Below are 20,730 nucleotides of genomic sequence, written 5' to 3'. Positions count from 1 at the left end.
ATCCCCTTAATGTTTGAAATGTCTAACGCCAGTGAAGACCATGGCGATGCCGTATTCATCTGCTTTTTGGATTGATTCTTCATCACGAATGGAACCACCTGGCTGGATGATCGCTGTAACGCCCGCCTTTGCAGCAGCTTCCACTGTATCGCCCATTGGGAAAAATGCATCAGAACCTAGTGCACTCCCTTTTGCCTTTTCACCTGCTTGCTCAATCGCAATGTTAGCCGAGCCAACACGGTTCATTTGACCAGCACCAATACCTGCTGTCATTTGATCCTTCGCGAGAACGATGGCATTAGATTTCACATGTTTGACGACTTTCCAAGCGAGCTTTAAGTCTTTCCATTCGTCTTCAGTCGGCTCTCTTTTCGTTGGAATAGAGATCGTTGCTTCCTCTAAACCGTACGTGTCGATATCCTGAACGAGCAATCCACCATGAACACTTGTGAGCTGCTTTTCTTTTTTCCCAAGATCTGCTTCAACATCTAATGTTAGTAGACGAAGGTTCTTTTTCGCTGTTAGCACATCAAGTGCTTCTTGGCTAAACGATGGTGCGATGACGATTTCTAAGAAAATCGTATGGAGCACCTCAGCCGTTTGCTTGTCTACTTCACGATTAAGCGCCACAATGCCGCCGAAAATAGATGTTTCATCTGCTTTAAATGCACGATCAAATGCTTCTGCAATCGTTTCTCCTGTCCCAACACCACATGGGTTCATATGCTTTACAGCCACAGCCGCTGGCTCCGTAAATTCACGTACAATTTGAAGAGATGCATCTGCATCTTTGATGTTGTTGTAGGAAAGTTCTTTTCCATGTAATTGCGTTGCAGTCGCTAAAGAGCCTTTGCTTGGAAGCGCATTTTCATAGAACGTCGCCGCTTGGTGCGGGTTTTCTCCATAACGAAGAGATTGCTTTTTCTCAAATGTGACTGTGAACTGTTCTGGCTCTGTTTCGCCAACAAAGTTCGTTAAATAATCCGCAATCAGGGCATCGTAAGCAGCCGTATGACGGAATACTTTTGCTGCAAGCTCACGTTTTTTCTCTAGTGAGACGCCGCCTTCTTTAATTTGTTGAACGACAGAATCATAATCACGCGGGTCTACAATCACAGTGACGTCCTGATGGTTTTTAGAAGCAGCACGAAGCATACCCGGTCCGCCAATATCAATGTTTTCAATCGCTTCTTCATACGTGACATCGTCTTTGGAAATGGTCTCTTTGAATGGATATAGATTCACAACGACAAGATCAATCGGCTGAATGCCGTGCTTTTCGATCTGTGCCATATGCTCATCGTTTTCTCTCACTGCTAACAGTCCACCATGAATGTTCGGGTGAAGCGTTTTGAGTCGTCCGTCCATGATTTCTGGGAAGCCAGTCACTTCAGAAATACCAATGACATCAATGCCGTTCTCTTGAAGAAGTTTGTGTGTACCACCAGTTGAAATCACTTCAACGCCAAGTTCTGTTAGTTCTTTCACAAAAGGTACAAGATTTGTTTTATCGGAAACACTGATTAATGCGCGTTTGATCGTCATGCCTTTGTCACCTCATTAAGATAATTCTAAAAGTGATTTGATCACTTTTGGATATAGTGTATGTTCTAATTCATGCATTCTTTTTTCAATGGATTCAAGGTCTTCCCCTTGTTCAATATGAATGGCTGCTTGGTCAATAATCGGGCCGGTATCCATGCCTTCGTCGACATAATGAACCGTGATGCCAGCCACTTTGACTCCTGCTTGATAGGCTTGTCCAATCGCATCGAGTCCAGGAAATGCTGGCAATAAAGAAGGGTGGATATTCACGATTTTCCCTCTAAATGCATCAAGCAATGTCGGACCGATCAGTCGCATATACCCAGCGAGGAAAATCCATTCCACTTCATGCAGCTTCAGCTGTTCAATGATGGTTTGCTCAAAAGCGGCTTTACTCGGGAAAGCCTTCGGCGTAAAAGAAAAGGACGGAATGCCCTCTTTCTCTGCCCGCTCCAGCACCTTCGCACCCGGTTTATCACAGATCACAATGGCGGCTTTTGCCGGCCACTGTTCTTCTTTTAACGTATCAATAATGGCTTGAAAATTTGTCCCGCTTCCAGAGGCGAAGATCGCAAACTTTTTCATGAGAGGCTTCCACCACCGAAAGTGACGCCTTCTCCTTTTTGAACTCGTCCGATAAGAAAGGCTTTCTCTCCGTCTTGTTCAAGTCCGCTGATCACATCGACGAGATCATCCTCTTTGACGGCTAGGACAAAGCCAATGCCCATATTAAATACATTGAACATCTCTTCTGCTTTCAATTGCCCTTTTTCTTGAATAAAGGAGAAAATAGGCGGGACCGGCCATGAGCCGTTATCAATCTCCACACCAAGTCCTTCAGGCAGCATACGTGGTAAATTCTCAATAAAGCCGCCGCCTGTCACATGTGCCATACCATCAACTTTGCCAGCTTTCACTTGTTTAAGAACAGGCTTGACATAAATCTTCGTCGGTTCAAGCAGCTCTTCTCCAAGTGGTCTTGTAAAAGGTTCATACGTTTGGTGAAGATCTAGGCCCGCATCTTCAAGCAATACTTTTCGTACAAGAGAATAGCCATTGCTATGAATGCCGCTAGAGCTGAGTCCAATCAGCAAATGCCCTTCCTGGATGTTCTCTCCTGTGACGATTTCATCCTTTTCAACGACACCTACAGAAAATCCGGCAATATCATATTCTTCTTCTGTGTAAAGACCCGGCATTTCTGCTGTCTCTCCGCCGACAAGCGCTGAACCAGACTGCTCGCATCCGTCAGCTACACCTTTGACGATGGATTCAATTTTCAAAGGATCTGCTTTTCCAACTGCTAAGTAATCTAAGAAAAAGAGCGGCTCTGCCCCTTGTGCAAGTACATCGTTCACACACATAGCAACAGCATCTACACCGATCGTATCGTGTTGATCCATTAAAAAAGCGAGCTTTAATTTCGTACCAACACCATCTGTTCCTGAGACAAGAACGGGCTTTTTGTATGGCAGTTCAGATAAATCAAACATCCCGCCAAATCCACCTAGAGCGCCCATGACACCTGCTCTTTTTGTACGTTCTACGTGTGTTTTCATTCGTTTGACGGCTTCGTATCCTGCTTCGATGTCGACACCGGCGTTTTTATATGCTTCTGACATCCCATTCACTCCTTTTATCTGCTTGTCTTTCATGTATTTTCGGCAGAATGAAAGAGCAGCATATCAAATCACGTTGACTGCTGCTCCATTATTCGATTATTTCGTCAGGACTGTTTCCTTCACATGAGGAAGGACAGTATCTTCATAAATTTCGGTCGGGTATTTTCCAGTAAAGCATGCTAAACACTGACCGCGCTGCGGATCATCATACTTTCTGCCAATCCCGTCCATTAAACCGTCTACAGATAAAAATGCAATGGTGTCTGCACCGATTTCCTGTCTAATTTCTTCCACTGAATGAGATGACGCAATCAGCTCTTCGTGTGTAGACGTATCAATTCCATAAAAACACGGATGAGCGATTGGCGGTGAACTAATGCGTACATGCACTTCCGTCGCACCTGCTTCTCTTAGCATCGTCACAATCCGGCGGCTTGTTGTTCCTCGTACGATGGAATCATCCACCATGACGACACGTTTGCCTTCGACCACCCCGCGCACAGCAGACAGCTTCATTCGCACGCCCTGCTCACGCAATGCTTGAGACGGCTGAATAAATGTCCGGCCGACATAACGGTTTTTAATTAAACCTAGCTCATATGGAATACCTGTTGCTTCGGCATAGCCAATCGCTGCAGAAATACTGGAGTCTGGCACACCTGTCACGACATCTGCTTCGACATGAGCTTCTTCTGCAAGCTTCTTGCCAAGATTCTTTCTCGCACTATGCACGTTGATGCCATTGATATTGCTGTCAGGTCTTGAGAAATAAATGTATTCCATGCTGCACATGCTGCGGTTAATGTTCATCGAGAAGCGCTCAGATTTTAAGCCTTCATCATTAATGATCAGCATTTCGCCAGGCTCCACATCACGTAAATAGGTAGCACCAACGACATCAAAGGCACATGTTTCAGAAGCGACAACATAAGCATCCCCAAGCATACCAAGTGAAAGTGGGCGTAATCCGTTCGGATCAAGCGCTACGATCATTTCTGTTTCCGTCATAATTAAGAAAGCATAAGCTCCTTTTAGCATGGACAGAGCATTTTTGATTTGATCCTTCAAATCCATATATCCGCTACGCTTAATTAAGTGAGCGAGCACTTCGGTATCAGAAGACGTTTGAAAAATACTTCCTTGGTTCTCTAGCTGCTGTTTTAATTGCGTTGCATTGACCAAGTTTCCATTATGAGCAAGGGCAAGGCTGCCATTGTTTTGTGAGCGGAAGAAGAGGGGTTGCACATTCTCAAAGCCGCCTCCGCCTGCTGTCGCATACCGAACGTGTCCGATCGCACCTTTTCCCTTTAAATCCTTAAGCTCACCATTTTGGAACACTTCCGTAATCAGTCCAAGGCCTTTGTGTGACGTCAGGTTTTCACCGTCTGTTGCAATAATTCCTGCACCTTCTTGTCCTCGGTGCTGAAGGCTATGCAATCCGTAATAGGTGATTTGCGGGGCTTCTTCGTGTCCCCAAACCCCAAAGACGCCACATTCTTCGTTTAAGCCTCTGATTTCAGCAAGCATGGGATCGCTCCTTTCCATGCGCGTTCAAGCTCGTTGACTGCCGCATGAATCCATTGTTGTCCTTCTTGATTTTTGACAGTGAATACACCATCATTTGTGACCGTTCCAACTTCTTTTGCATCTTGCACAGCCGCAGCAAACGCTTCGCGGTTTTCTGGTTTCACTGTGACGACAAAACGTGACTGCGATTCACTGAATAGTGATGCTGCGCTGTTTAGATCGATCTGGATATCAGCGCCAAGACCATCTGTTCCAAATGTACTTTCAGCTAAAGCTACACCAAGACCGCCTTCAGACACATCATGTGCTGACTGAACAAGTCCGTTTTGAATTGCTGCTAATAGGGCTTCTTGACGCGCCAGTTCTACATCCAAATCAATTTCTGGTGCTTTTCCGTAGATACGGCCTTCTGTCATTTTTTGAAGCTCACTGCCTGCGAATTCTTCCTTCGTTTCACCAATGACGAAAATCACATCGCCTGCCTGCTGGAACGATTGAGTCGTAATATGAGCTGTATCTTCAATCAAACCAACCATGCCAATAACTGGCGTTGGGTAAATGGCTGTTCCATTTGACTCGTTATATAAAGAGACGTTACCGCCGATGACCGGTGTGCTTAATGTACGGCAAGCTTCGCTAATGCCGTCAGCAGACTTTTCAATCTGCCAGAAGATTTCTGGTTTCTCCGGGTTACCGAAGTTCAAGTTATCTGTTACTGCAAGCGGACGAGCGCCTGAGCAGACAATGTTACGTGCGGCTTCTGCAACGGCGATCTTCCCGCCGACCTCTGGATCAAGGTAGAGATAACGTGCGTTACAATCTGTTGTCATCGCAAGAGCTTTTTTCGTCCCACGGATTCTGAGCACACCCGCATCAGAGCCAGGTGCAACGACTGTGTTTGTACGAACCATATAGTCGTATTGATCGTAAACCCATTCTTTACTCGCAATCGTTGGCTGTTTTAACAGCTGTTTCAATGTATCTGCTGCATCTGTGATCGCTGGAGCTTCCACTTTTGTTTCTAAAAACTCACGATAGTATGCAGGCTCACTTGACGGCTTGTGATAAACCGGTGCTTCTTCTGCAAGTGCATCAACTGGAAGCTCACACACTACTTCTCCTTGATGGAGTAAACGAAGCATTTTATCGTCTGTCACATGACCGACTGAGACTGCTTCAAGATCGTATTTTTCAAAAATATCAATGATTTCTTGCTCACGGCCTTTTTCAATGACCAACAGCATTCTCTCTTGGGATTCAGACAGCATCATTTCATACGCTGACATGCCTGTTTCACGCTGAGGGATCAGGTCTAGGTTCATTTCGATACCTGAACCGGCTTTACTTGCCATCTCTGCACTTGAGCTAGTTAAGCCAGCCGCTCCCATATCTTGAATGCCCACAAGCGCATCATTTTTGATGACTTCAAGGCATGCTTCAAGCAAAAGCTTTTCCATGAACGGATCGCCGACTTGAACCGCTGAACGTTTTTCTTCTGATTCATCAGAAAATTCTTCAGACGCAAATGTTGCACCGTGAATCCCGTCACGTCCCGTTTTAGCACCAACGTACATGACCGTATTGCCAACACCTTTTGCCTGCCCTTTCTTGATGTCTTCATGGTTGATTAACCCTACACACATTGCGTTAACGAGCGGGTTGCCTTCATAGCTTTGATCAAAATGAACTTCTCCGCCGACTGTTGGAATACCGATACAGTTTCCATAGCCTGCAATCCCTGCCACTACTTCTTCAAACAAGTACTTCACGCGCGGTGAAGTCAGTTCACCAAAACGAAGAGAGTTTAATACCGCAATTGGACGAGCACCCATGGAGAATACATCACGGATGATTCCGCCAACACCTGTTGCCGCTCCTTGATACGGTTCAATTGCAGATGGATGGTTATGTGATTCGATTTTAAATACAACCGCTTGGTTGTCTCCAATATCAACGATTCCAGCGCCTTCCCCAGGACCTTGAAGAACATGCTCTCCTTTTGTCGGGAATTTGCTTAAAACAGGCTTTGAGTTTTTATAACTGCAATGCTCTGACCACATGACAGAAAAGATACCCGTTTCTGTGTAGTTTGGCAGCCTGCCAATAATGGATTCGATTAAAGCGAATTCTTCATCACTCAATCCCATTTGCTGATACAATTTCTCTTCTTTAATTTGCTTGTGACTTGGTTCAAGCAGTAGTGACATGAGTGTCCCTCCAATTTTTCACGATAGATTGAAACAATTTAAGTCCGTCTGCGCTGCCTAGTAATGAGTCAACCGCGCGCTCAGGGTGCGGCATCATGCCGAGTACATTGCCCTGTTCATTCGTTACACCTGCAATTCGATTGACACTGCCGTTAATATCGTCACCGTAAGTGAAAGCGATTTGGCCTCGTTCAATCAGCTTCGCTAACGTGTCTTCGTCACAGTAGAAGTTGCCTTCACCGTGTGCTACAGGAATCGTAATCGATTCACCTTTTTGATAACCGCTTGTAAATTGCGTTTCGTTGTTCTCTACAATGAGTTCAACTGGACGACAGATAAATTTTAGATCTTTATTCCGTCTCATTGCACCTGGCAAAATGCCAAGCTCCTGAAGAATTTGGAACCCGTTACAAACACCAAGAACAGGTTTTCCTTCCGCAGCTGCTTTTTTCACAGCCGGCATGATGTTAGAAAAACGAGCAATCGCACCGCATCTTAAGTAATCCCCATAAGAGAAACCGCCTGGTACGAGTACACCGTCAAAACCATCAAGACTCGTTTCGTCGTGCCATACATATTCAACTTGTTCACCTAACTCATCTTGAATCGCATGGTACATATCGATATCACAGTTAGAGCCAGGCAAGACGATCACTGCAAACTTCACTGTGCGACAACCTCCTCCACCTCATAGCGGTAATCTTCAATCACCGTGTTGGCAAGCAATTTTTCACACATTTCTTTGACCACTGTGTCTAAGTCACGATCTGATTTCTCAATGACTAGCTCCATATATTTCCCGATACGGACATCCTTTACTTCCTGATAAGACATACTGTGCAAAGCGTGCTGCACGGCACTTCCTTGTGGATCAAGAACGCTCTCTTTTAAGCTGACAAAAATTTTCACTTTATACATGTTTATGGCCTCCAAGTCTTTTGAAAATTTCTTCGTATGCATTTGTTAAGCCGCCCAGGTTTCGTCTGAACACGTCTTTATCAAGCTTTTCGTTTGTGTCTTTGTCCCAAAGCCTGCACGTATCAGGTGAAATCTCATCAGCTAGCAAAATACGATTCTCGTGATCTATTCCGAATTCAAGCTTGAAATCAATTAAATTCACATGGCAATCTGAGAAGATTTGCTTCAATTCTTCATTCACTTGTCTTGTGATTTGTTTCATTTCCTCGACCTGTTCAGGTGTCGCTGCATGTAAAATGCGAATATGATCTTCTGTAATGAGCGGATCGCCAAGTGCATCATCTTTGTAGTAAAACTCGATCAAAGGTGTGTCCAGTTTCGTTCCCTCTGGAATCCCAAGACGTTTTGACATACTGCCTGCCACCACGTTTCGCACAACGACTTCAAGCGGTACGATGTCTACCTTTTGAATGAGCTGTTCTGTTTCAGATAGGCGTTTCACAAAGTGATTGTTGATTCCTTTCTCATGTAGCATTTGAAAAATCAAGCTGGAAATTTCGTTATTCAGTCTGCCTTTGCCTTCAATTTCCGCTTTCTTTTCACCGTTAAATGCTGTAGCTGAGTCTTTATATTCAACATATAAAATATGCTCGTCATCGGTCTGATAGATTCTTTTCGCTTTGCCTTCGTAGAGAAGTTCTTGTTTCACAGTCATTCAGATTGGCCTCCTAATTTGAATGTTGGCAATTTTCAGGATTAGGCGCCTGACTAGCAGGCGGCCCATTTCTTACGCAAGACCTAGACGTTCGAAAATCATATCGACATTTTTCAAGTGATAGTTGTAATCGAAGCAGTCAGCGATTTGTTCAGGTGTTAAGCGTGAAGTGATTTTCTCTTCTGCTTCTACTAATGTACGGAATGGTACTTGTTTCTCCCAAGCTTCCATCGCCTTTGGCTGAACCGTGTCATATGCTTCTTCTCGTGCCATACCTGTATCAATGAGTGCAAGCAGAACACGCTGTGAGTAAATTAAGCCGAGTGTGCGGTCCATGTTGCGCTTCATGTTTTCAGGGAAAACCGTTAAGTTTTTCACGATGTTTGAGAAACGGTTGAGCATGTAGTTCAGGGCAATCGTTGCATCTGGTAAAATGATGCGTTCAGCAGATGAATGAGAAATATCACGTTCATGCCAAAGCGGTACATTTTCATAAGCAGTCAGCATATAACCACGGATGACGCGGGCAATTCCCGTCATATTTTCAGAACCGATCGGGTTTCGTTTATGAGGCATCGCTGATGATCCTTTTTGTCCTTTTGCAAAGAACTCTTCTACTTCACGTGTTTCACTCTTTTGAAGACCACGAATTTCAACAGCAAATTTCTCAATGCTTGTTGCAACTAAAGCAAGGGTTGCCATGTAATCTGCATGACGGTCACGCTGCAAGGTTTGGGTTGAAATTGGTGCAGCTTTGATGCCAAGTTTCTCACATACATATTGCTCAACAAACGGGTCAATGTTCGCATATGTGCCAACAGCACCAGAGATTTTGCCGTATTCGATGCCGGCTTTTGCTTGTTTAAAACGTTCTAAGTTACGCTTCATTTCCTCGTACCAAAGACCAAGCTTTAGGCCAAATGTTGTCGGTTCAGCGTGTACACCGTGTGTACGGCCCATCATGACGGTATATTTGTGCTCTTTTGCTTTTTCTTTTAGTATGTCAACAAATCTCTCAATGTCCTTGAGCAAAATATCGTTCGCCTGTTTTAATAGATATGAAAGCGCCGTATCCACTACGTCTGTAGAGGTTAACCCGTAATGAACCCACTTTCTTTCTTCTCCTAGAGATTCAGATACAGCACGCGTAAAGGCAACCACGTCGTGGCGCGTGTCTTGTTCAATCTCTAGAATACGATCAATATCAAAGCTTGCATTCTTGCGCATTGTCACAACGTCTTCTTTCGGAATGATGCCAAGTTCTGCCCAAGCTTCACAAGCGAGAATTTCTACTTCAAGCCATGCATTAAATTTGTTTTCCTCTGTCCAGATTGCTGACATTTCTGGTCGTGCGTAACGTTCGATCATTTCCCGTTTCCTCCATCTCTTTCAGTCCATATCTTTGTGATGTTTGCCATCCATTCATCATCAAGCTGTTTCATAAATGTCATATGCCCCATTTTGCGGCCGGCTTTTACTTCATGTTTGCCATATAGATAAAGCTTCGCTTCCTTTAAAAGCTCAGGATGTTCTTTTGGGATGTCCACTTCATCGCCCAGCAAATTCACCATCATGCCCTCTGATAAAAGAGCTGTTCCGCCAAGCGGCAAACCGCATATGGCGCGAATGTGCTGTTCAAACTGACTCGTCTCACATAAATCCAATGTGTAATGTCCAGAGTTATGCGGGCGCGGTGCCAGTTCATTGACGAGCAGCTTCCCTTCATTTGTCAGGAACAGTTCAACAGCAAGCGTACCGACCAGCCCTAGCTTTTCAGCAAGCGTTGTTGCCAGCTCTTTTGCTTTCTCCTGAATGCTGCCATCTACCCGTGCAGGCACGATGCTTTGGAATAAAATATTGTGCTTATGAATGTTCTCAGCGACTGGGAATGTCGCAATTTCCCCATGAACAGACCGCGTCACAATCACAGACAGTTCCATTTGGAAAGGAACCCAGCTTTCTAAAATACATGTCCCATGAGTGAGAAGTGCAGCCGCTTCATGAAGCTGATCCTTCTCTTTGATCACGTACTGTCCTTTACCGTCGTAACCGCCTCTGCATGTTTTCAGCACAGCTGGCAAACCAAGCGCATTTACTGCGTCTTCCAGTTCCTTCTCATCATGAACGATGCGATAAGGGGCGACTTCACAGCCTGCATCTACAATCCCTTTTTTCTCTGTTTCACGGTTTTGGGTTAAAAGAAGGAGTTCGCTTCCTTGCGGTAAATACGCCTCTTCCTTCAGCTGATTGAGTGCATCATAATCAATGTTTTCAAATTCATATGTGACCACATCACTGATGTCCGCCAGCTGCCTTATTGCTTCAAGGTCACTGTATGCGGCTGTAATTTCTGTATCAGCAACCTGTCCACAAGGAGAAAGTGTGACTGGGTCAAGAACTGCTGCACGGTAGCCCATTTGCTTTGCACTGACGGCCATGTATCTGCCAAGCTGTCCGCCGCCGATGATACCAATGGTTGCGTTTGGAAAAATGGTCTGCTTAGCCAAGCTGATCACTGCTTTCTAATACAGTTTGTTTTGTTTGCTCTCTTCTTTCTTCAAGGCGTGCTGCAACGGCTTCATCGAATGCTGAAATCATTTGTGCGGCTAGAAGCCCTGCATTTGTTGCACCGGCTTTGCCGATTGCCACTGTAGCAACAGGTACACCGCCTGGCATTTGAACGATGGATAATAAGGAATCCAGCCCGTTTAATGCTTTTGATTGTACGGGCACACCAATGACCGGCAGTGTCGTTTTTGCTGCGACCATCCCCGGTAAATGTGCTGCGCCTCCAGCACCGGCAATAATGACCTTGAGTCCTTTACCTCTTGCTTCAGTCGCATATTCAAACATCAAATCAGGTGTCCGATGTGCGGATACAACCTGTTTTTCATACGGAATGTTTAATTCCTCTAAGATATCGCACGCATGTTTCATTGTTTCCCAATCAGATGTACTTCCCATGATGACACCTACAAGCGGCTTCATTTTGTCCCCACCTTTAAGCTATTATTCGATTTTGTATCGTTTGACACGCTTCCCAAACCTAAGCAGCTTGTCAAACGCCGAACAAAAAGGCCCGGTTTGTATTGCATTGTTAGGAAGCAACACAAACCGGGCCATGGTAAGCGCTGTTCGCTTTTAAAACGCCATGTCAGTTTTGTTCACTATCCTGCATAGTCCAGTCATTTACGGTAACTGGGTAGAAACTTATGGGCCATATTCCCAAGATTATATGAGGCTCGTGTTTTGATTTCATGTTTATCTTAACAACGGATGTTCATGATGTCAACGGATTTATCGAACAATCTATGAAGTCGTCGTTTTAATGTTCGGATTTAGAGTATTTTTCCCTCAAATACGATTTTTTTCCCAATCGGAATGATCTGAATCGACCCATTTTCCTTCTTTTCCTGAAAGATGGGCTCCTCCATTCGTCGGACAGGTGAGTAGCCTTCGTCCGCCATCTGGGACAACACTTGATCAATCGTCATGTTGTCTTCCACGTAGAATTTCTTTTTCTTTGGTTTTGCGGTCATTCTTTAATTCTCCTTTTCTTCACAGCCTTCACCCAGAAGCCGCCATGAATCGTTTTGGGCTCATACGAAATGATAAACGCCTTTGAATCAAGCGTTTTAATCGTTTCATATAATTGCAGTTCATATTTTCTCGGTGTTAAAATTTGCATCGCTGACCGGTCTCCTTCAAGACCTCCTACTACCCAGTTGGTGACGCCATATCCTTTTTCTCTCAATTGTTTTGGGAGATCTAGATCGATTTCTTTTGTAATCACGTTCACAGTAATGTAGCCAAGTGCCAGCTTCTCTTCAATTTTCATCCCGACAATGATTCCAATTCCATAACCTAGCGCATACGCAATGACATTTTGTACTTGATCTAAGTTATCTAACACGATACTCAAACCAATGACATAAATCAGCATCTCGACAGTACCAGCAAAAGCGGCTGCATACCTTCTGCCTTTCATTGTTAAAATTAAACGCATAGTGGAAAAAGAGACATAGACAATGTTAATCACTAAAATAATCAAAACCATGGTGAACGCATTGGATAAAAGTTGTTGAAGCACGATTCGAACCCCCTGCACTAAAAATCAAATAAAGCACCCCATATTCTACTAGAGAACAAACCTTGATACAATCAAATTTGTGCGAGAAAAACACATATATCTTTCGACAATAAGGGGTGGTCTTTGTTACCAAGAGTTTACCCGTTTTTTCCTCTTCTCAACATGAAAAACCTCCTTTTTCAAAAGGAGGCTTTAGATGGTTGATAAAGGGCTAAAATATACTTTATTTTAACCCTTTGTCTTCTTTTCAGCGTGATAGAAAACCTTTGAATTTTAAAAAGACCGAGTACACGCTGAAACGTGTTTTTATCCAAACCGAACTGGAACAAGTGATGGGATCAAATACTCTCCGACAATGCCCCATAAAAGGGCAATGATAACGAGCTCAATCAACAAAAAGACCCAGCCGGCATACATCAAGTCTCCCCGTACAGCATCTTGCTCTGATTGAATGGAGCGGAAGAGCACAATGGCAATCAGCTGAAGACCAAAAAACATCATCACGGATAAAATCACCGTTACAAATGGAATATTCAGCATGGCAAATACAAGCCAAAGGATAGATAAAACCAAAACCGGCACAAGCACGGCACCGAACTTCGTGATCACTTCTTTCAGCGATATGTTCCCTTTCAGCATGTACTTACCGAGCACCCAAACCGTCAGCATCATCAGTGTCAACAGAATGAGTGTAAAGACCGCTACCTTCAAAAAGGCGTCACCAAAAGAATAATGAATACCAAAACCTAATAAACGGGTCTTTGACGCCTTTAATTGAACGTAGTTGCCTAAAGCAAAAAACACACTGAATAACACAATTGAAATCCAGGCGTACTTCATGCGTAAAGTGTCCGCTTGATGGATCGCACGACTCGGTGATTTTAACATCGCGAGCCCATATGAGCCATAGCGCTTAAACGCACCGCCTACACCTCTTGCAATGCGCTGAATGGCTGAACGCTCTTCATCAGCTGGCTTAGCCGTTCTTCCTCGTTTTGCAGCACTGCGGCTGAGGCGGGACTGCCTTGTTTCTTGATCTATTGATGGCTCTTCGTTTTCGTTTTTCGTTTCGGATGTGACCTGCTCTTGATCTTTCTCTAACATCCCATATCAACTCCTATCTCAGACAATCCGCACAGGCTCAGGTGACCTGCCCGGATGACTCCTATTAAAGTAGCGGAGTCTCTCTATTCAGTCAAGATTCCTTGACGTTCATACGAATAGACGGATAAAAGAATGAAGAGGTTTTAAATGGAGAGAAAATAAGACAAAACAAAAAAGCTGATGAGTGGATCAGCTTTTCATCATCTTTCATTACTTTTCATGAACGATAGCGCCCCTGCTTTGCTTTCTGAATCCGAAGATTCTCTTGGTGTGCGGGGAAACGAGTCTTTTCTGTCGTATCGACTTGTGTAATTTGTCCATTATGAATGGTGATCACCACCGACCCGTATTCAATCCCTTTTAAGGCAGATAAAATAAAATTCAGCTTTTGTTCATCCATCGCTCATCCCCCATCCCACTAATTTTGCTTGCGCTCTTTTAAATAGAGAACCTCATTTTCCAGCTCATGAATCGTATAGTGCATGAGCGCTTCATGTTTTTCTTCATGCCCCCATAAAAGGAGCTGCTCAATCAATACCTGCTTTTTCCGCTCAATCACCTGCCTAAGCCAGCGTGACAAGTCATCCCCTCCCGTTATGATGAATGCAAGAAAAAAGGCACTCTGAACCCTTCTATAGAAAAAAGGAAATCAAAGCGCCTTTGGTGATCCAATCAGCGAATTATGTCTTTTTATCATAAACACATAATTCCTATAAGTCAACTATGTTTTTAAAATTTCCCTACAAAAAACAGCAGCCTCCATGAGCTGCTGTTTCAGACAAACGATTAATGATTTAAGAAAGCAAAATATAGAATAAAGATGACAAACAGGCCGTACATAATTGGATGCACTTCTTTTGCTTTTCCTTTAAAGATCATGGTGATCGGGTAGAAAATGAAACCAATTGCAATCCCTGTCGCAATACTATATGTCAGTGGCATCATAATCATGGTTAAGAAAGCCGGTACCGCAATTTCAAAACGATCCCATGCGATCTTCGCAAGAGGTGCTACCATCAGTGCACCTACAATGATTAAAGCAGGTGCCGTTACATTTGATGTCACGACAGATAATAGTGGCGAGAAGAACATCGCAAGTAAGAAGAAAATACCTGTCACGACGGCTGCAAACCCAGAGCGGGCACCCGCAGCAACACCTGAACTAGATTCAACATAAGACGTCGTCGTTGATGTACCAAGAACAGAACCGACGACGATAGAAGAAGAATCCGCCAGAAGCGCTCTTCCTGCACGAGGCAGCTCATTATTTTTCATTAAACCAGCCTGCGTTGCCACAGCCACAAGTGTACCAGCTGTATCAAAGAACCCAACGAATAGGAACGTTAAAATGACCACAAGCATTTGAATGGAGAAGATGTCTGGCAAGTGAATCAAAGCTTGACCAAAGGTTGGAGACAAACTTGGAATGCTTCCGATAATTTGAGATGGAACTGGCACAAGACCAAAGATCATTCCAGCAATGGCTGTCACAAGCATCCCAATGAAGACACCTGCATTCACACGAAGAACCATTAAAATGACAGTCACAACGATACCAAATACCGTTAACAGGACAGGACCACTATGAATATTCCCGATCGATACAAGCGTATTATCGTTATTGGCAATAATGCCAGAGCCTTGAAGCCCTACAAATGTAATGAACAAACCAATCCCTGCACCAACCGCCAGCTTCAGCTCACTCGGAATAGCATTGATGATTTTTTCACGAAAACCTGTTAAAGAAAGAGCAACGAAAATCAATCCTGAAACAAACACACCGGAAAGTGCTGCCTGCCATGAGATTCCCATACCAAGAACCACTGAGAAAGCGAAGAACGCATTCAGTCCCATACCTGGTGCAATCGCAATCGGGTACCTGGCGATCAATCCCATCAGGAAACAACCTGCCGCAGAAGCTAACGCCGTTGCTGTAAAGACAGCCCCCTGATCAATTCGTAATTTATCTGGAAAATCCGGTACTGCTACTAAAGCAAGTGTGATCGGATTGACAAACAAGATGTAAGCCATCGACAAAAATGTCGTTAAACCGCCGATGATCTCTCTGCGATAATTCGTACCTAACTCATCAAACTGAAAAAACTGTTTCAAAGCCAACTGACTCCCTTCATGTCCTTTTGCTTTAGTCTGCCCCATTCACAAGTCAAATAAAAAACGCCCCAACAGTTTTTGGGACGCTTGACTACAATGTGAATTCAGACCGTGACATCAAACAAGAACAATGCATGATTTATATCAAACGAGTGTGAATTGACGTAGTCAAGCCATTTACGGTAGCTTGGTAGAAACTTGCGGGCCATATCCCCGCCATTATACGACTTCTATCTATTTGATTTCTGTGTCTATTGTACCAACTTCATTTTTAAAACACAATACAAAAAGCGAACATTTTTCAAAGAAATGTCCGCTTCATTCGTCTTATTACACGAATTTGGAAAATCACATCTAGTTCTTTATACACCCATCACTGAATTCTGGCAAAAACCGTTTCTGCTACATCGAAAAATGCCTTCACAGCAGGAGAAGCTTGCGTGAGCGATGGACAGGCAAGCGCCACCTCACGATGATGCGATACATTCAGATGACTGATCTGCACAAGTTGCTGTGTTTTCAGGAATAACTCAGGACCTATCGTCACACCAAGTCCTTCCCCAACCATGCGGGCAATGGTCGTACAATCATGCACTTCAAATAAAATAGACGGCTTGATTTGCGCCTCTGCAAAAATATCCTCTACATGGGATTGATACATGCCAGTTGGCATAATAAATGGTTCATCTGCTAATTCTTCCATGTCTACAATTGGCTGCTGCTTAAAACGATGATTTTCGTGATAGGCGACCACCATTTTATCTTTCATAAGTGGCAATAGATGAAACGCTTCATCCGCTTTACCTTTTACAACAAACCCAACATCAATAATGCCAGAATCGAGCCACTCCAATATTTCTTCATATGTCCCCTCATAGAATTTAAATTCAATCTTTGGGTGCTTTTTCTGATAGCTCACAAGTAGCTTTGGCAATAAACAAGCGGATGCACTGGCAAATGTTCCAATCCGAATCAAGCCAGATTCAATATTTTTGGTGAGCGCAATTTCCTGTTGAATTTTCTCTACTCGATTTAGCACTTCTCTTATATGCGGAAGAAGGGTTTCACCGGTATCTGTCAGCGTAATGCCCTTTTTTCGGTCACGCACGAATAAAGACACGCCCCACTCCGTCTCTAAACTTGCCACCGCATGACTCACGGCAGACTGTGTCATATTTAACGCTTCAGCTGCGGCGGTAAAACTGCCTAGCTCGACCACTTTAGCCATCGTCTCGAATCGAACAAAGCTCATGAGTATTCACTCATCCCTTTCATGAAAAACATCAATTTTACTTATGTTAGCACGGAATTTAAAATGAATACAACGTTTCAACATAAAGGAAGGGTTCAAAATGAAAAGTACATCTTATCCATTGCTCATATTTCTTTTAGCCGTCGGTTCTTTCGTCACAGGCACTTCAGAATTCGTCGTATCAGGCATACTGGACATCATTTCTGACGATCTGCGCATCTCCATCCCGGTTGCGGGACAGCTCATCACCATCTATTCTCTTTTTTATGCCGTGGGTGCCCTCTTTTTAGTCATGGCCACATCGAAATTGAATCGAAAAAAGGTTCTTTTATCGGCAATTTCCATGTTTATAGCGGGGAATGTGCTCGCCTTTTTTAGCCATCACTTTATGCTGCTCATGCTCTCACGGGTCATCATGGCCATGAGTGGCGGCTTATATATTGTACTCGCAACAAATTATGCAGCGCAGCTCGCCCCGCCAGAAAAAAAGGGGAGTGCGATGGCAACAGTAATCACTGGATTTACAGTTTCACTAGTACTCGGTGTACCGATTGGAACATTTTTAGCAGGATATGTAGATTGGCATGCCATTTTTCTCATCATTGCAATAGGGACCGCTTGTCTCTTGTTTCTTCTGTATCGATTATTACCGCCTATGGAGGGACATTCCCATGTGCCATTCAAACAGCAAATGCAAATTCTTCAAGACCGTAGGGTGTTAAGCGGCTTAGCCACGACAGCCTTTTGGATTTTAGGTTACACGATGGTATTTGCTTACATTTCGCCATTATTGCGGCAAACATCCGGATTTACACTTGAACTGACAAGCATTGCCTTGCTTGTCTTAGGCATCTCCGCTTTTATTGGCTCGCGCTTTGGTGGATACGCTGTCGATCAATGGGGACCAAACCGAACCATTACAATCAGCATCACGGTTCAGATGCTCATGCTCTTTGCATTATCTTTTACACAATTTTCTGTAGTTGGCGTCTTCATCACGCTCGCCATTTGGGGCACCGCCACATGGACAACAACACCAGCCAAGCAATTTTATCTCATCTCCCTAAAACCCGAAACATCGGAAACCGTGCTGAGCTTTAATACAGCGATTATGAATATCGGTATGATGCTCGGCTCGTCAATGGGTGGTCTGATTATTCAATATACAAATGTAACGAATTTAAGTTGGATCGGGGGGCTAGCCAGTTTTGTTGCGTTGATGTTGATTCGGTACTCGTTCAATCGCAATCGACTGGCACATCAACAGATAAAAAGCGAACATGTGTAATCATGTTCGCTTGCTTATTTATCGACTAGCTTTTGATGTTTCTTTTTTGACTGGAATGGTTACCGTTATCGCCTTCTGTGGTGCCAACATATTCAGCTCTGACAAATCAATATAAAGCCCATATTCTTTAAATGAAAAATGGTTTAATGATAAAGTATCTAACTCCTTATTATCAAATTCAAAGGTGGATTGCATGGAAGCTGTCTTTAAATTCGTCATCTTCGCATGGTTCCCTTTCAAGTAATATCCGCTTTCATAGTCTGCTTGTGGATCGGGCCATGATTTCATCTTTTCAACATCGCCTAATCCAATGAATTCACCTATATTCTCCATCACATCCTGATCTAATTCTTTTTGATCTACTCCAGTAAATTGATAATCAACAATCACAGAACGGTCTTTTTGCTCTATCTTATTGATTTTGATTCCGATGCCATGGTGTTTTGTTTTGAACTGAACAGGCAGCTTTGTCTGAAGAGGAATGATTTTGCTTTCTTCCCGTTCGATATTCACATATGTGTCAAATGTCAATTCAGTCGCCTTTGGATTGATCGGCTGATTCAAAATCGTTAAATGATCTTTTCTAGTTTTGTCAGAAGACATTTGTTTTTTTCTTAAAACGGTTCCAATCTCAAGCTGATACTCATTCCCTAAATTATCCTTCATTCCATCTATACTGACTTTATCATCTTTGGCAAAACCATTGTAATCAATGGCATATTGAATTGCAGAGCCATTCACTCCGTTTTCTACCTTTACATTTCTTATTTGATAACGTCCATTTAAAATAGACACGTCTTTTTGTCCCGCTAATAAAGTGGTTTTTTGCTTGACCACAGGTAACTTGAAGCGCCAATTCCCTACAATATCCCCAATCTTCGAAATAACAAGCGGTACTTGCTGACCTTGTTTGATCGTTTGTCCATTTGTATAGACTTCCGTCTGCCCAACATAGCGGCCATCTTTCATTTTTTTCAATCCCTGATTGTCGTAACTCGGTTGGAAAGTGTCATTTATACGATCGAAGTTGTTGACTATGAATGGTACAGAATCTTCCTTTGTATTCAAATTCTCCACAGTAAACGTATAAACAAGCCGCCCTGCATCATAATACACACTGTTTACTTTCACAGTAACCCCTCTTGATTCAGCCCCCTCATTGACATGCTTCACCAACTCACTCTGAAAAAGAGACATTCCTACTTTATCGTGAAACATCATATATAACTGTCCAACAAACGGCACTCGAGCCATCGCTGTATTAAGAGAAGGAAAAATGAAGCCTGATGAAAAGTAAAGGACAACAAGGGCGATAATTGAATAGATTGGCGTTCTCCAATTCCATGTGAACCAACGTCTTTTCTTTTCCGCTTTCACATCTCCCATTGCTTGACGAATTGCAGAGGTCAATTCAACTTTTGGTACATCAATCTCTTCATAAAGCTTTTTCATTTCTTTTCGTTCCATCGACACTCTCCTCCTTCTCCAATGTTTGCTTTAATAACTTTCTTGCTCGATACAAATGAGTTTTGACCGTTCCTTCGGGCACACCCATCTGTTCAGAAATCATTGAAATCGAATAATCTTGAAAATAAAATAGCTGAATCACGAGCTGATATTGCTCATCTAATACATCTAGTGCATTTTTTAAATCGAGCTTGTCTTCCAAAAAATCATGACGCTCAACGCTTTCATGATGCTGTTCAAACGGAACAACATCTTGCTGCTTTTTCTTCATCGCAAAAATCGTATGAATCAAAATCCTAGTCAGCCATGTAGAAAAATAAGCCGGTTCTTTTAATCCAGATAAATGCTTAAATGCTTTCATGACCGTCTCCTGAACAGCATCTAACGAATCCTCTTTATTTCTTGTGTAGAGAAAAGCCGTTTTATATAAACGCTCTTGATACATCAGCATTAATGTCTCAAATGCCGGGACATTCCCTTTTTGTGCTTTTTTAATTAGACGCACTTGTTTCATCTCATCCACACCTCCTACACCTGTTAGAGCAAAGTTTCTCTCAAACGGTTTCAACAAACAAAAATTTCTTTTACTCAACATATGTCGGACAAAAATAGAGAAAGTGAAGAATAGGCCGCAAAGATCGTATTGAACTTTTGATATAATGGAAGAAATATCTACAAAAAGGAGGATATTGATTGTTTCTATTTGAAGAACCTGCTTGTGCTAGCTGCCAAAAGAAAATAGAAGGTAACGAAGAAGTGTACGTTAAGCTGATCTATCCAAAAAGACGAGGGATGACAGAAGTGAAGGCTTGGCTAAGGAATGAAGGGGTTTTTTATTGTAAGGCATGTACAGAACAAAAGACATCACATGGAGGATAAACAC

General features: G+C 43.2%; 22 protein-coding genes and 2 riboswitches. Of the genes, 2 read left to right on the top strand and 20 right to left on the bottom strand.

The genetic code is table 11. The features are described from left to right. Nucleotides 1-6 precede the first annotated feature (6 nt). The 18 genes from purH to KVT11_RS15390 all read right to left on the bottom strand — a co-directional run bounded on the left by purH (nt 7) and on the right by KVT11_RS15390 (nt 17,092). The gene (purH, locus tag KVT11_RS15475; RefSeq protein WP_116307575.1) at nt 7-1,545 is read right to left on the bottom strand and encodes a bifunctional phosphoribosylaminoimidazolecarboxamide formyltransferase/IMP cyclohydrolase; all 1,539 of its coding nucleotides are present in this window, start codon (nt 1,543-1,545) and stop codon (nt 7-9) included. 15 nt (nt 1,546-1,560) lie between these two features. Continuing rightward, a complete protein-coding gene (gene purN, locus KVT11_RS15470; protein WP_008344288.1) occupies nt 1,561-2,130 on the bottom strand; it encodes a phosphoribosylglycinamide formyltransferase in 570 nt (189 codons plus the stop codon). Continuing rightward, nucleotides 2,127-3,167: a phosphoribosylformylglycinamidine cyclo-ligase gene (gene purM / locus KVT11_RS15465; RefSeq protein ID WP_113747737.1), complete on the bottom strand. Its 1,041-nt coding sequence runs from the start codon at nt 3,165-3,167 to the stop codon at nt 2,127-2,129. The genes purN and purM overlap by 4 nt, the downstream gene beginning before the upstream one ends. Before the next feature lie 96 nt (nt 3,168-3,263). Continuing rightward, nucleotides 3,264-4,694 (bottom strand): amidophosphoribosyltransferase, encoded by a 1,431-nt coding sequence (purF, locus tag KVT11_RS15460; protein WP_017359819.1) that lies wholly within the window; start codon nt 4,692-4,694, stop codon nt 3,264-3,266. Then, on the bottom strand, nt 4,670-6,901 hold the full coding sequence (gene purL, locus KVT11_RS15455; protein WP_008344291.1) for a phosphoribosylformylglycinamidine synthase subunit PurL: 2,232 nt from the start codon (nt 6,899-6,901) through the stop codon (nt 4,670-4,672). The genes purF and purL overlap by 25 nt, the downstream gene beginning before the upstream one ends. Further along, nucleotides 6,885-7,568, bottom strand: coding sequence for a phosphoribosylformylglycinamidine synthase subunit PurQ (gene purQ, locus KVT11_RS15450; protein WP_008344292.1), 684 nt, complete (start codon nt 7,566-7,568; stop codon nt 6,885-6,887). Before purQ ends, purL begins: the two co-directional genes overlap by 17 nt. After that, a complete protein-coding gene (gene purS / locus KVT11_RS15445; RefSeq protein ID WP_003214349.1) occupies nt 7,565-7,819 on the bottom strand; it encodes a phosphoribosylformylglycinamidine synthase subunit PurS in 255 nt (84 codons plus the stop codon). Before purS ends, purQ begins: the two co-directional genes overlap by 4 nt. Continuing rightward, complete coding sequence (gene purC, locus KVT11_RS15440) at nt 7,812-8,534, bottom strand: phosphoribosylaminoimidazolesuccinocarboxamide synthase (protein WP_007496901.1); 723 nt, start codon at nt 8,532-8,534, stop codon at nt 7,812-7,814. Before purC ends, purS begins: the two co-directional genes overlap by 8 nt. A gap of 72 nt (nt 8,535-8,606) precedes the next feature. After that, on the bottom strand, nt 8,607-9,902 hold the full coding sequence (gene purB, locus KVT11_RS15435; RefSeq protein WP_017359822.1) for an adenylosuccinate lyase: 1,296 nt from the start codon (nt 9,900-9,902) through the stop codon (nt 8,607-8,609). After that, nucleotides 9,899-11,041, bottom strand: coding sequence for a 5-(carboxyamino)imidazole ribonucleotide synthase (gene purK, locus KVT11_RS15430; RefSeq protein ID WP_035391450.1), 1,143 nt, complete (start codon nt 11,039-11,041; stop codon nt 9,899-9,901). The genes purB and purK overlap by 4 nt, the downstream gene beginning before the upstream one ends. Then, entirely contained in the window at nt 11,034-11,522 is a 489-nt protein-coding gene (gene purE / locus KVT11_RS15425; protein WP_017359824.1) for a 5-(carboxyamino)imidazole ribonucleotide mutase, read from the bottom strand. Before purE ends, purK begins: the two co-directional genes overlap by 8 nt. Before the next feature lie 169 nt (nt 11,523-11,691). Then, a riboswitch (purine riboswitch) is annotated at nt 11,692-11,793 on the bottom strand. Between the two features lie 79 nt (nt 11,794-11,872). Continuing rightward, nucleotides 11,873-12,073, bottom strand: coding sequence for an NETI motif-containing protein (locus KVT11_RS15420; RefSeq protein ID WP_017366746.1), 201 nt, complete (start codon nt 12,071-12,073; stop codon nt 11,873-11,875). Beyond that, nucleotides 12,070-12,624, bottom strand: a complete 555-nt coding sequence (locus KVT11_RS15415; RefSeq protein WP_008344300.1) for a DUF2179 domain-containing protein — start codon at nt 12,622-12,624, stop codon at nt 12,070-12,072. The genes KVT11_RS15420 and KVT11_RS15415 overlap by 4 nt, the downstream gene beginning before the upstream one ends. Before the next feature lie 306 nt (nt 12,625-12,930). After that, nucleotides 12,931-13,728: a hypothetical protein gene (locus KVT11_RS15410; RefSeq protein WP_116307568.1), complete on the bottom strand. Its 798-nt coding sequence runs from the start codon at nt 13,726-13,728 to the stop codon at nt 12,931-12,933. A gap of 217 nt (nt 13,729-13,945) precedes the next feature. Further along, complete coding sequence (locus KVT11_RS15405; RefSeq protein ID WP_008344304.1) at nt 13,946-14,128, bottom strand: YezD family protein; 183 nt, start codon at nt 14,126-14,128, stop codon at nt 13,946-13,948. 18 nt (nt 14,129-14,146) lie between these two features. Further along, nucleotides 14,147-14,308 carry a hypothetical protein gene (locus KVT11_RS15400; protein WP_008344307.1) on the bottom strand — a complete coding sequence of 54 codons (162 nt, stop codon included), beginning with the start codon at nt 14,306-14,308 and terminating at the stop codon, nt 14,147-14,149. 206 nt (nt 14,309-14,514) lie between these two features. Then, nucleotides 14,515-15,840, bottom strand: a complete 1,326-nt coding sequence (locus KVT11_RS15395; protein WP_024719393.1) for an NCS2 family permease — start codon at nt 15,838-15,840, stop codon at nt 14,515-14,517. A 145-nt stretch (nt 15,841-15,985) separates the two neighbouring features. Beyond that, nucleotides 15,986-16,087, bottom strand: a riboswitch (purine riboswitch). A 126-nt stretch (nt 16,088-16,213) separates the two neighbouring features. Further along, complete coding sequence (locus KVT11_RS15390; protein WP_116307566.1) at nt 16,214-17,092, bottom strand: LysR family transcriptional regulator; 879 nt, start codon at nt 17,090-17,092, stop codon at nt 16,214-16,216. A gap of 100 nt (nt 17,093-17,192) precedes the next feature. Between KVT11_RS15390 and KVT11_RS15385 the strand changes: the two genes are divergently transcribed. Beyond that, nucleotides 17,193-18,380 (top strand): MFS transporter, encoded by a 1,188-nt coding sequence (locus tag KVT11_RS15385; RefSeq protein WP_076822773.1) that lies wholly within the window; start codon nt 17,193-17,195, stop codon nt 18,378-18,380. Nucleotides 18,381-18,398: 18 nt separating this feature from the next. Here the strand turns inward: KVT11_RS15385 and KVT11_RS15380 are convergent, their stop codons facing one another. Both KVT11_RS15380 and KVT11_RS15375 read right to left on the bottom strand, forming a co-directional pair. Next, on the bottom strand, nt 18,399-19,847 hold the full coding sequence (locus tag KVT11_RS15380) for a DUF4179 domain-containing protein (RefSeq protein WP_116307564.1): 1,449 nt from the start codon (nt 19,845-19,847) through the stop codon (nt 18,399-18,401). Further along, entirely contained in the window at nt 19,816-20,361 is a 546-nt protein-coding gene (locus KVT11_RS15375; RefSeq protein ID WP_035391460.1) for a sigma-70 family RNA polymerase sigma factor, read from the bottom strand. Before KVT11_RS15375 ends, KVT11_RS15380 begins: the two co-directional genes overlap by 32 nt. A 179-nt stretch (nt 20,362-20,540) precedes the next feature. On the opposite strand from KVT11_RS15375, the gene KVT11_RS15370 reads away from it, so the two are divergent. Next, nucleotides 20,541-20,726, top strand: a complete 186-nt coding sequence (locus KVT11_RS15370) for a hypothetical protein (protein WP_056705714.1) — start codon at nt 20,541-20,543, stop codon at nt 20,724-20,726. Nucleotides 20,727-20,730 lie beyond the last annotated feature (4 nt).

It is taken from the genome of Bacillus sp. GbtcB10 (assembly GCF_019091365.1).
In the GTDB taxonomy this organism is placed as follows: domain Bacteria; phylum Bacillota; class Bacilli; order Bacillales; family Bacillaceae; genus Bacillus; species Bacillus altitudinis.
This window is presented reverse-complemented; position numbering and strand designations above follow the sequence as displayed.

Bases quoted from the DNA above. Each gene is read 5' to 3' on its own strand.
- KVT11_RS15375 (WP_035391460.1), bottom strand. From the start codon at position 20,361: ATGAAACAAGTGCGTCTAATTAAAAAAGCACAAAAAGGGAATGTCCCG.
- KVT11_RS15420 (WP_017366746.1), bottom strand. From the start codon at position 12,073: ATGACCGCAAAACCAAAGAAAAAGAAATTCTACGTGGAAGACAACATG.
- KVT11_RS15410 (WP_116307568.1), bottom strand. From the start codon at position 13,728: ATGTTAGAGAAAGATCAAGAGCAGGTCACATCCGAAACGAAAAACGAA.
- KVT11_RS15385 (WP_076822773.1), top strand. From the start codon at position 17,193: ATGAAAAGTACATCTTATCCATTGCTCATATTTCTTTTAGCCGTCGGT.
- purM (WP_113747737.1), bottom strand. From the start codon at position 3,167: ATGTCAGAAGCATATAAAAACGCCGGTGTCGACATCGAAGCAGGATAC.
- purE (WP_017359824.1), bottom strand. From the start codon at position 11,522: ATGAAGCCGCTTGTAGGTGTCATCATGGGAAGTACATCTGATTGGGAA.
- purB (WP_017359822.1), bottom strand. From the start codon at position 9,902: ATGATCGAACGTTACGCACGACCAGAAATGTCAGCAATCTGGACAGAG.
- purH (WP_116307575.1), bottom strand. From the start codon at position 1,545: ATGACGATCAAACGCGCATTAATCAGTGTTTCCGATAAAACAAATCTT.
- KVT11_RS15390 (WP_116307566.1), bottom strand. From the start codon at position 17,092: ATGAGCTTTGTTCGATTCGAGACGATGGCTAAAGTGGTCGAGCTAGGC.
- KVT11_RS15405 (WP_008344304.1), bottom strand. From the start codon at position 14,128: ATGGATGAACAAAAGCTGAATTTTATTTTATCTGCCTTAAAAGGGATT.
- purF (WP_017359819.1), bottom strand. From the start codon at position 4,694: ATGCTTGCTGAAATCAGAGGCTTAAACGAAGAATGTGGCGTCTTTGGG.
- KVT11_RS15380 (WP_116307564.1), bottom strand. From the start codon at position 19,847: ATGGAACGAAAAGAAATGAAAAAGCTTTATGAAGAGATTGATGTACCA.
- purN (WP_008344288.1), bottom strand. From the start codon at position 2,130: ATGAAAAAGTTTGCGATCTTCGCCTCTGGAAGCGGGACAAATTTTCAA.
- purC (WP_007496901.1), bottom strand. From the start codon at position 8,534: ATGACTGTGAAACAAGAACTTCTCTACGAAGGCAAAGCGAAAAGAATC.
- purL (WP_008344291.1), bottom strand. From the start codon at position 6,901: ATGTCACTACTGCTTGAACCAAGTCACAAGCAAATTAAAGAAGAGAAA.
- purS (WP_003214349.1), bottom strand. From the start codon at position 7,819: ATGTATAAAGTGAAAATTTTTGTCAGCTTAAAAGAGAGCGTTCTTGAT.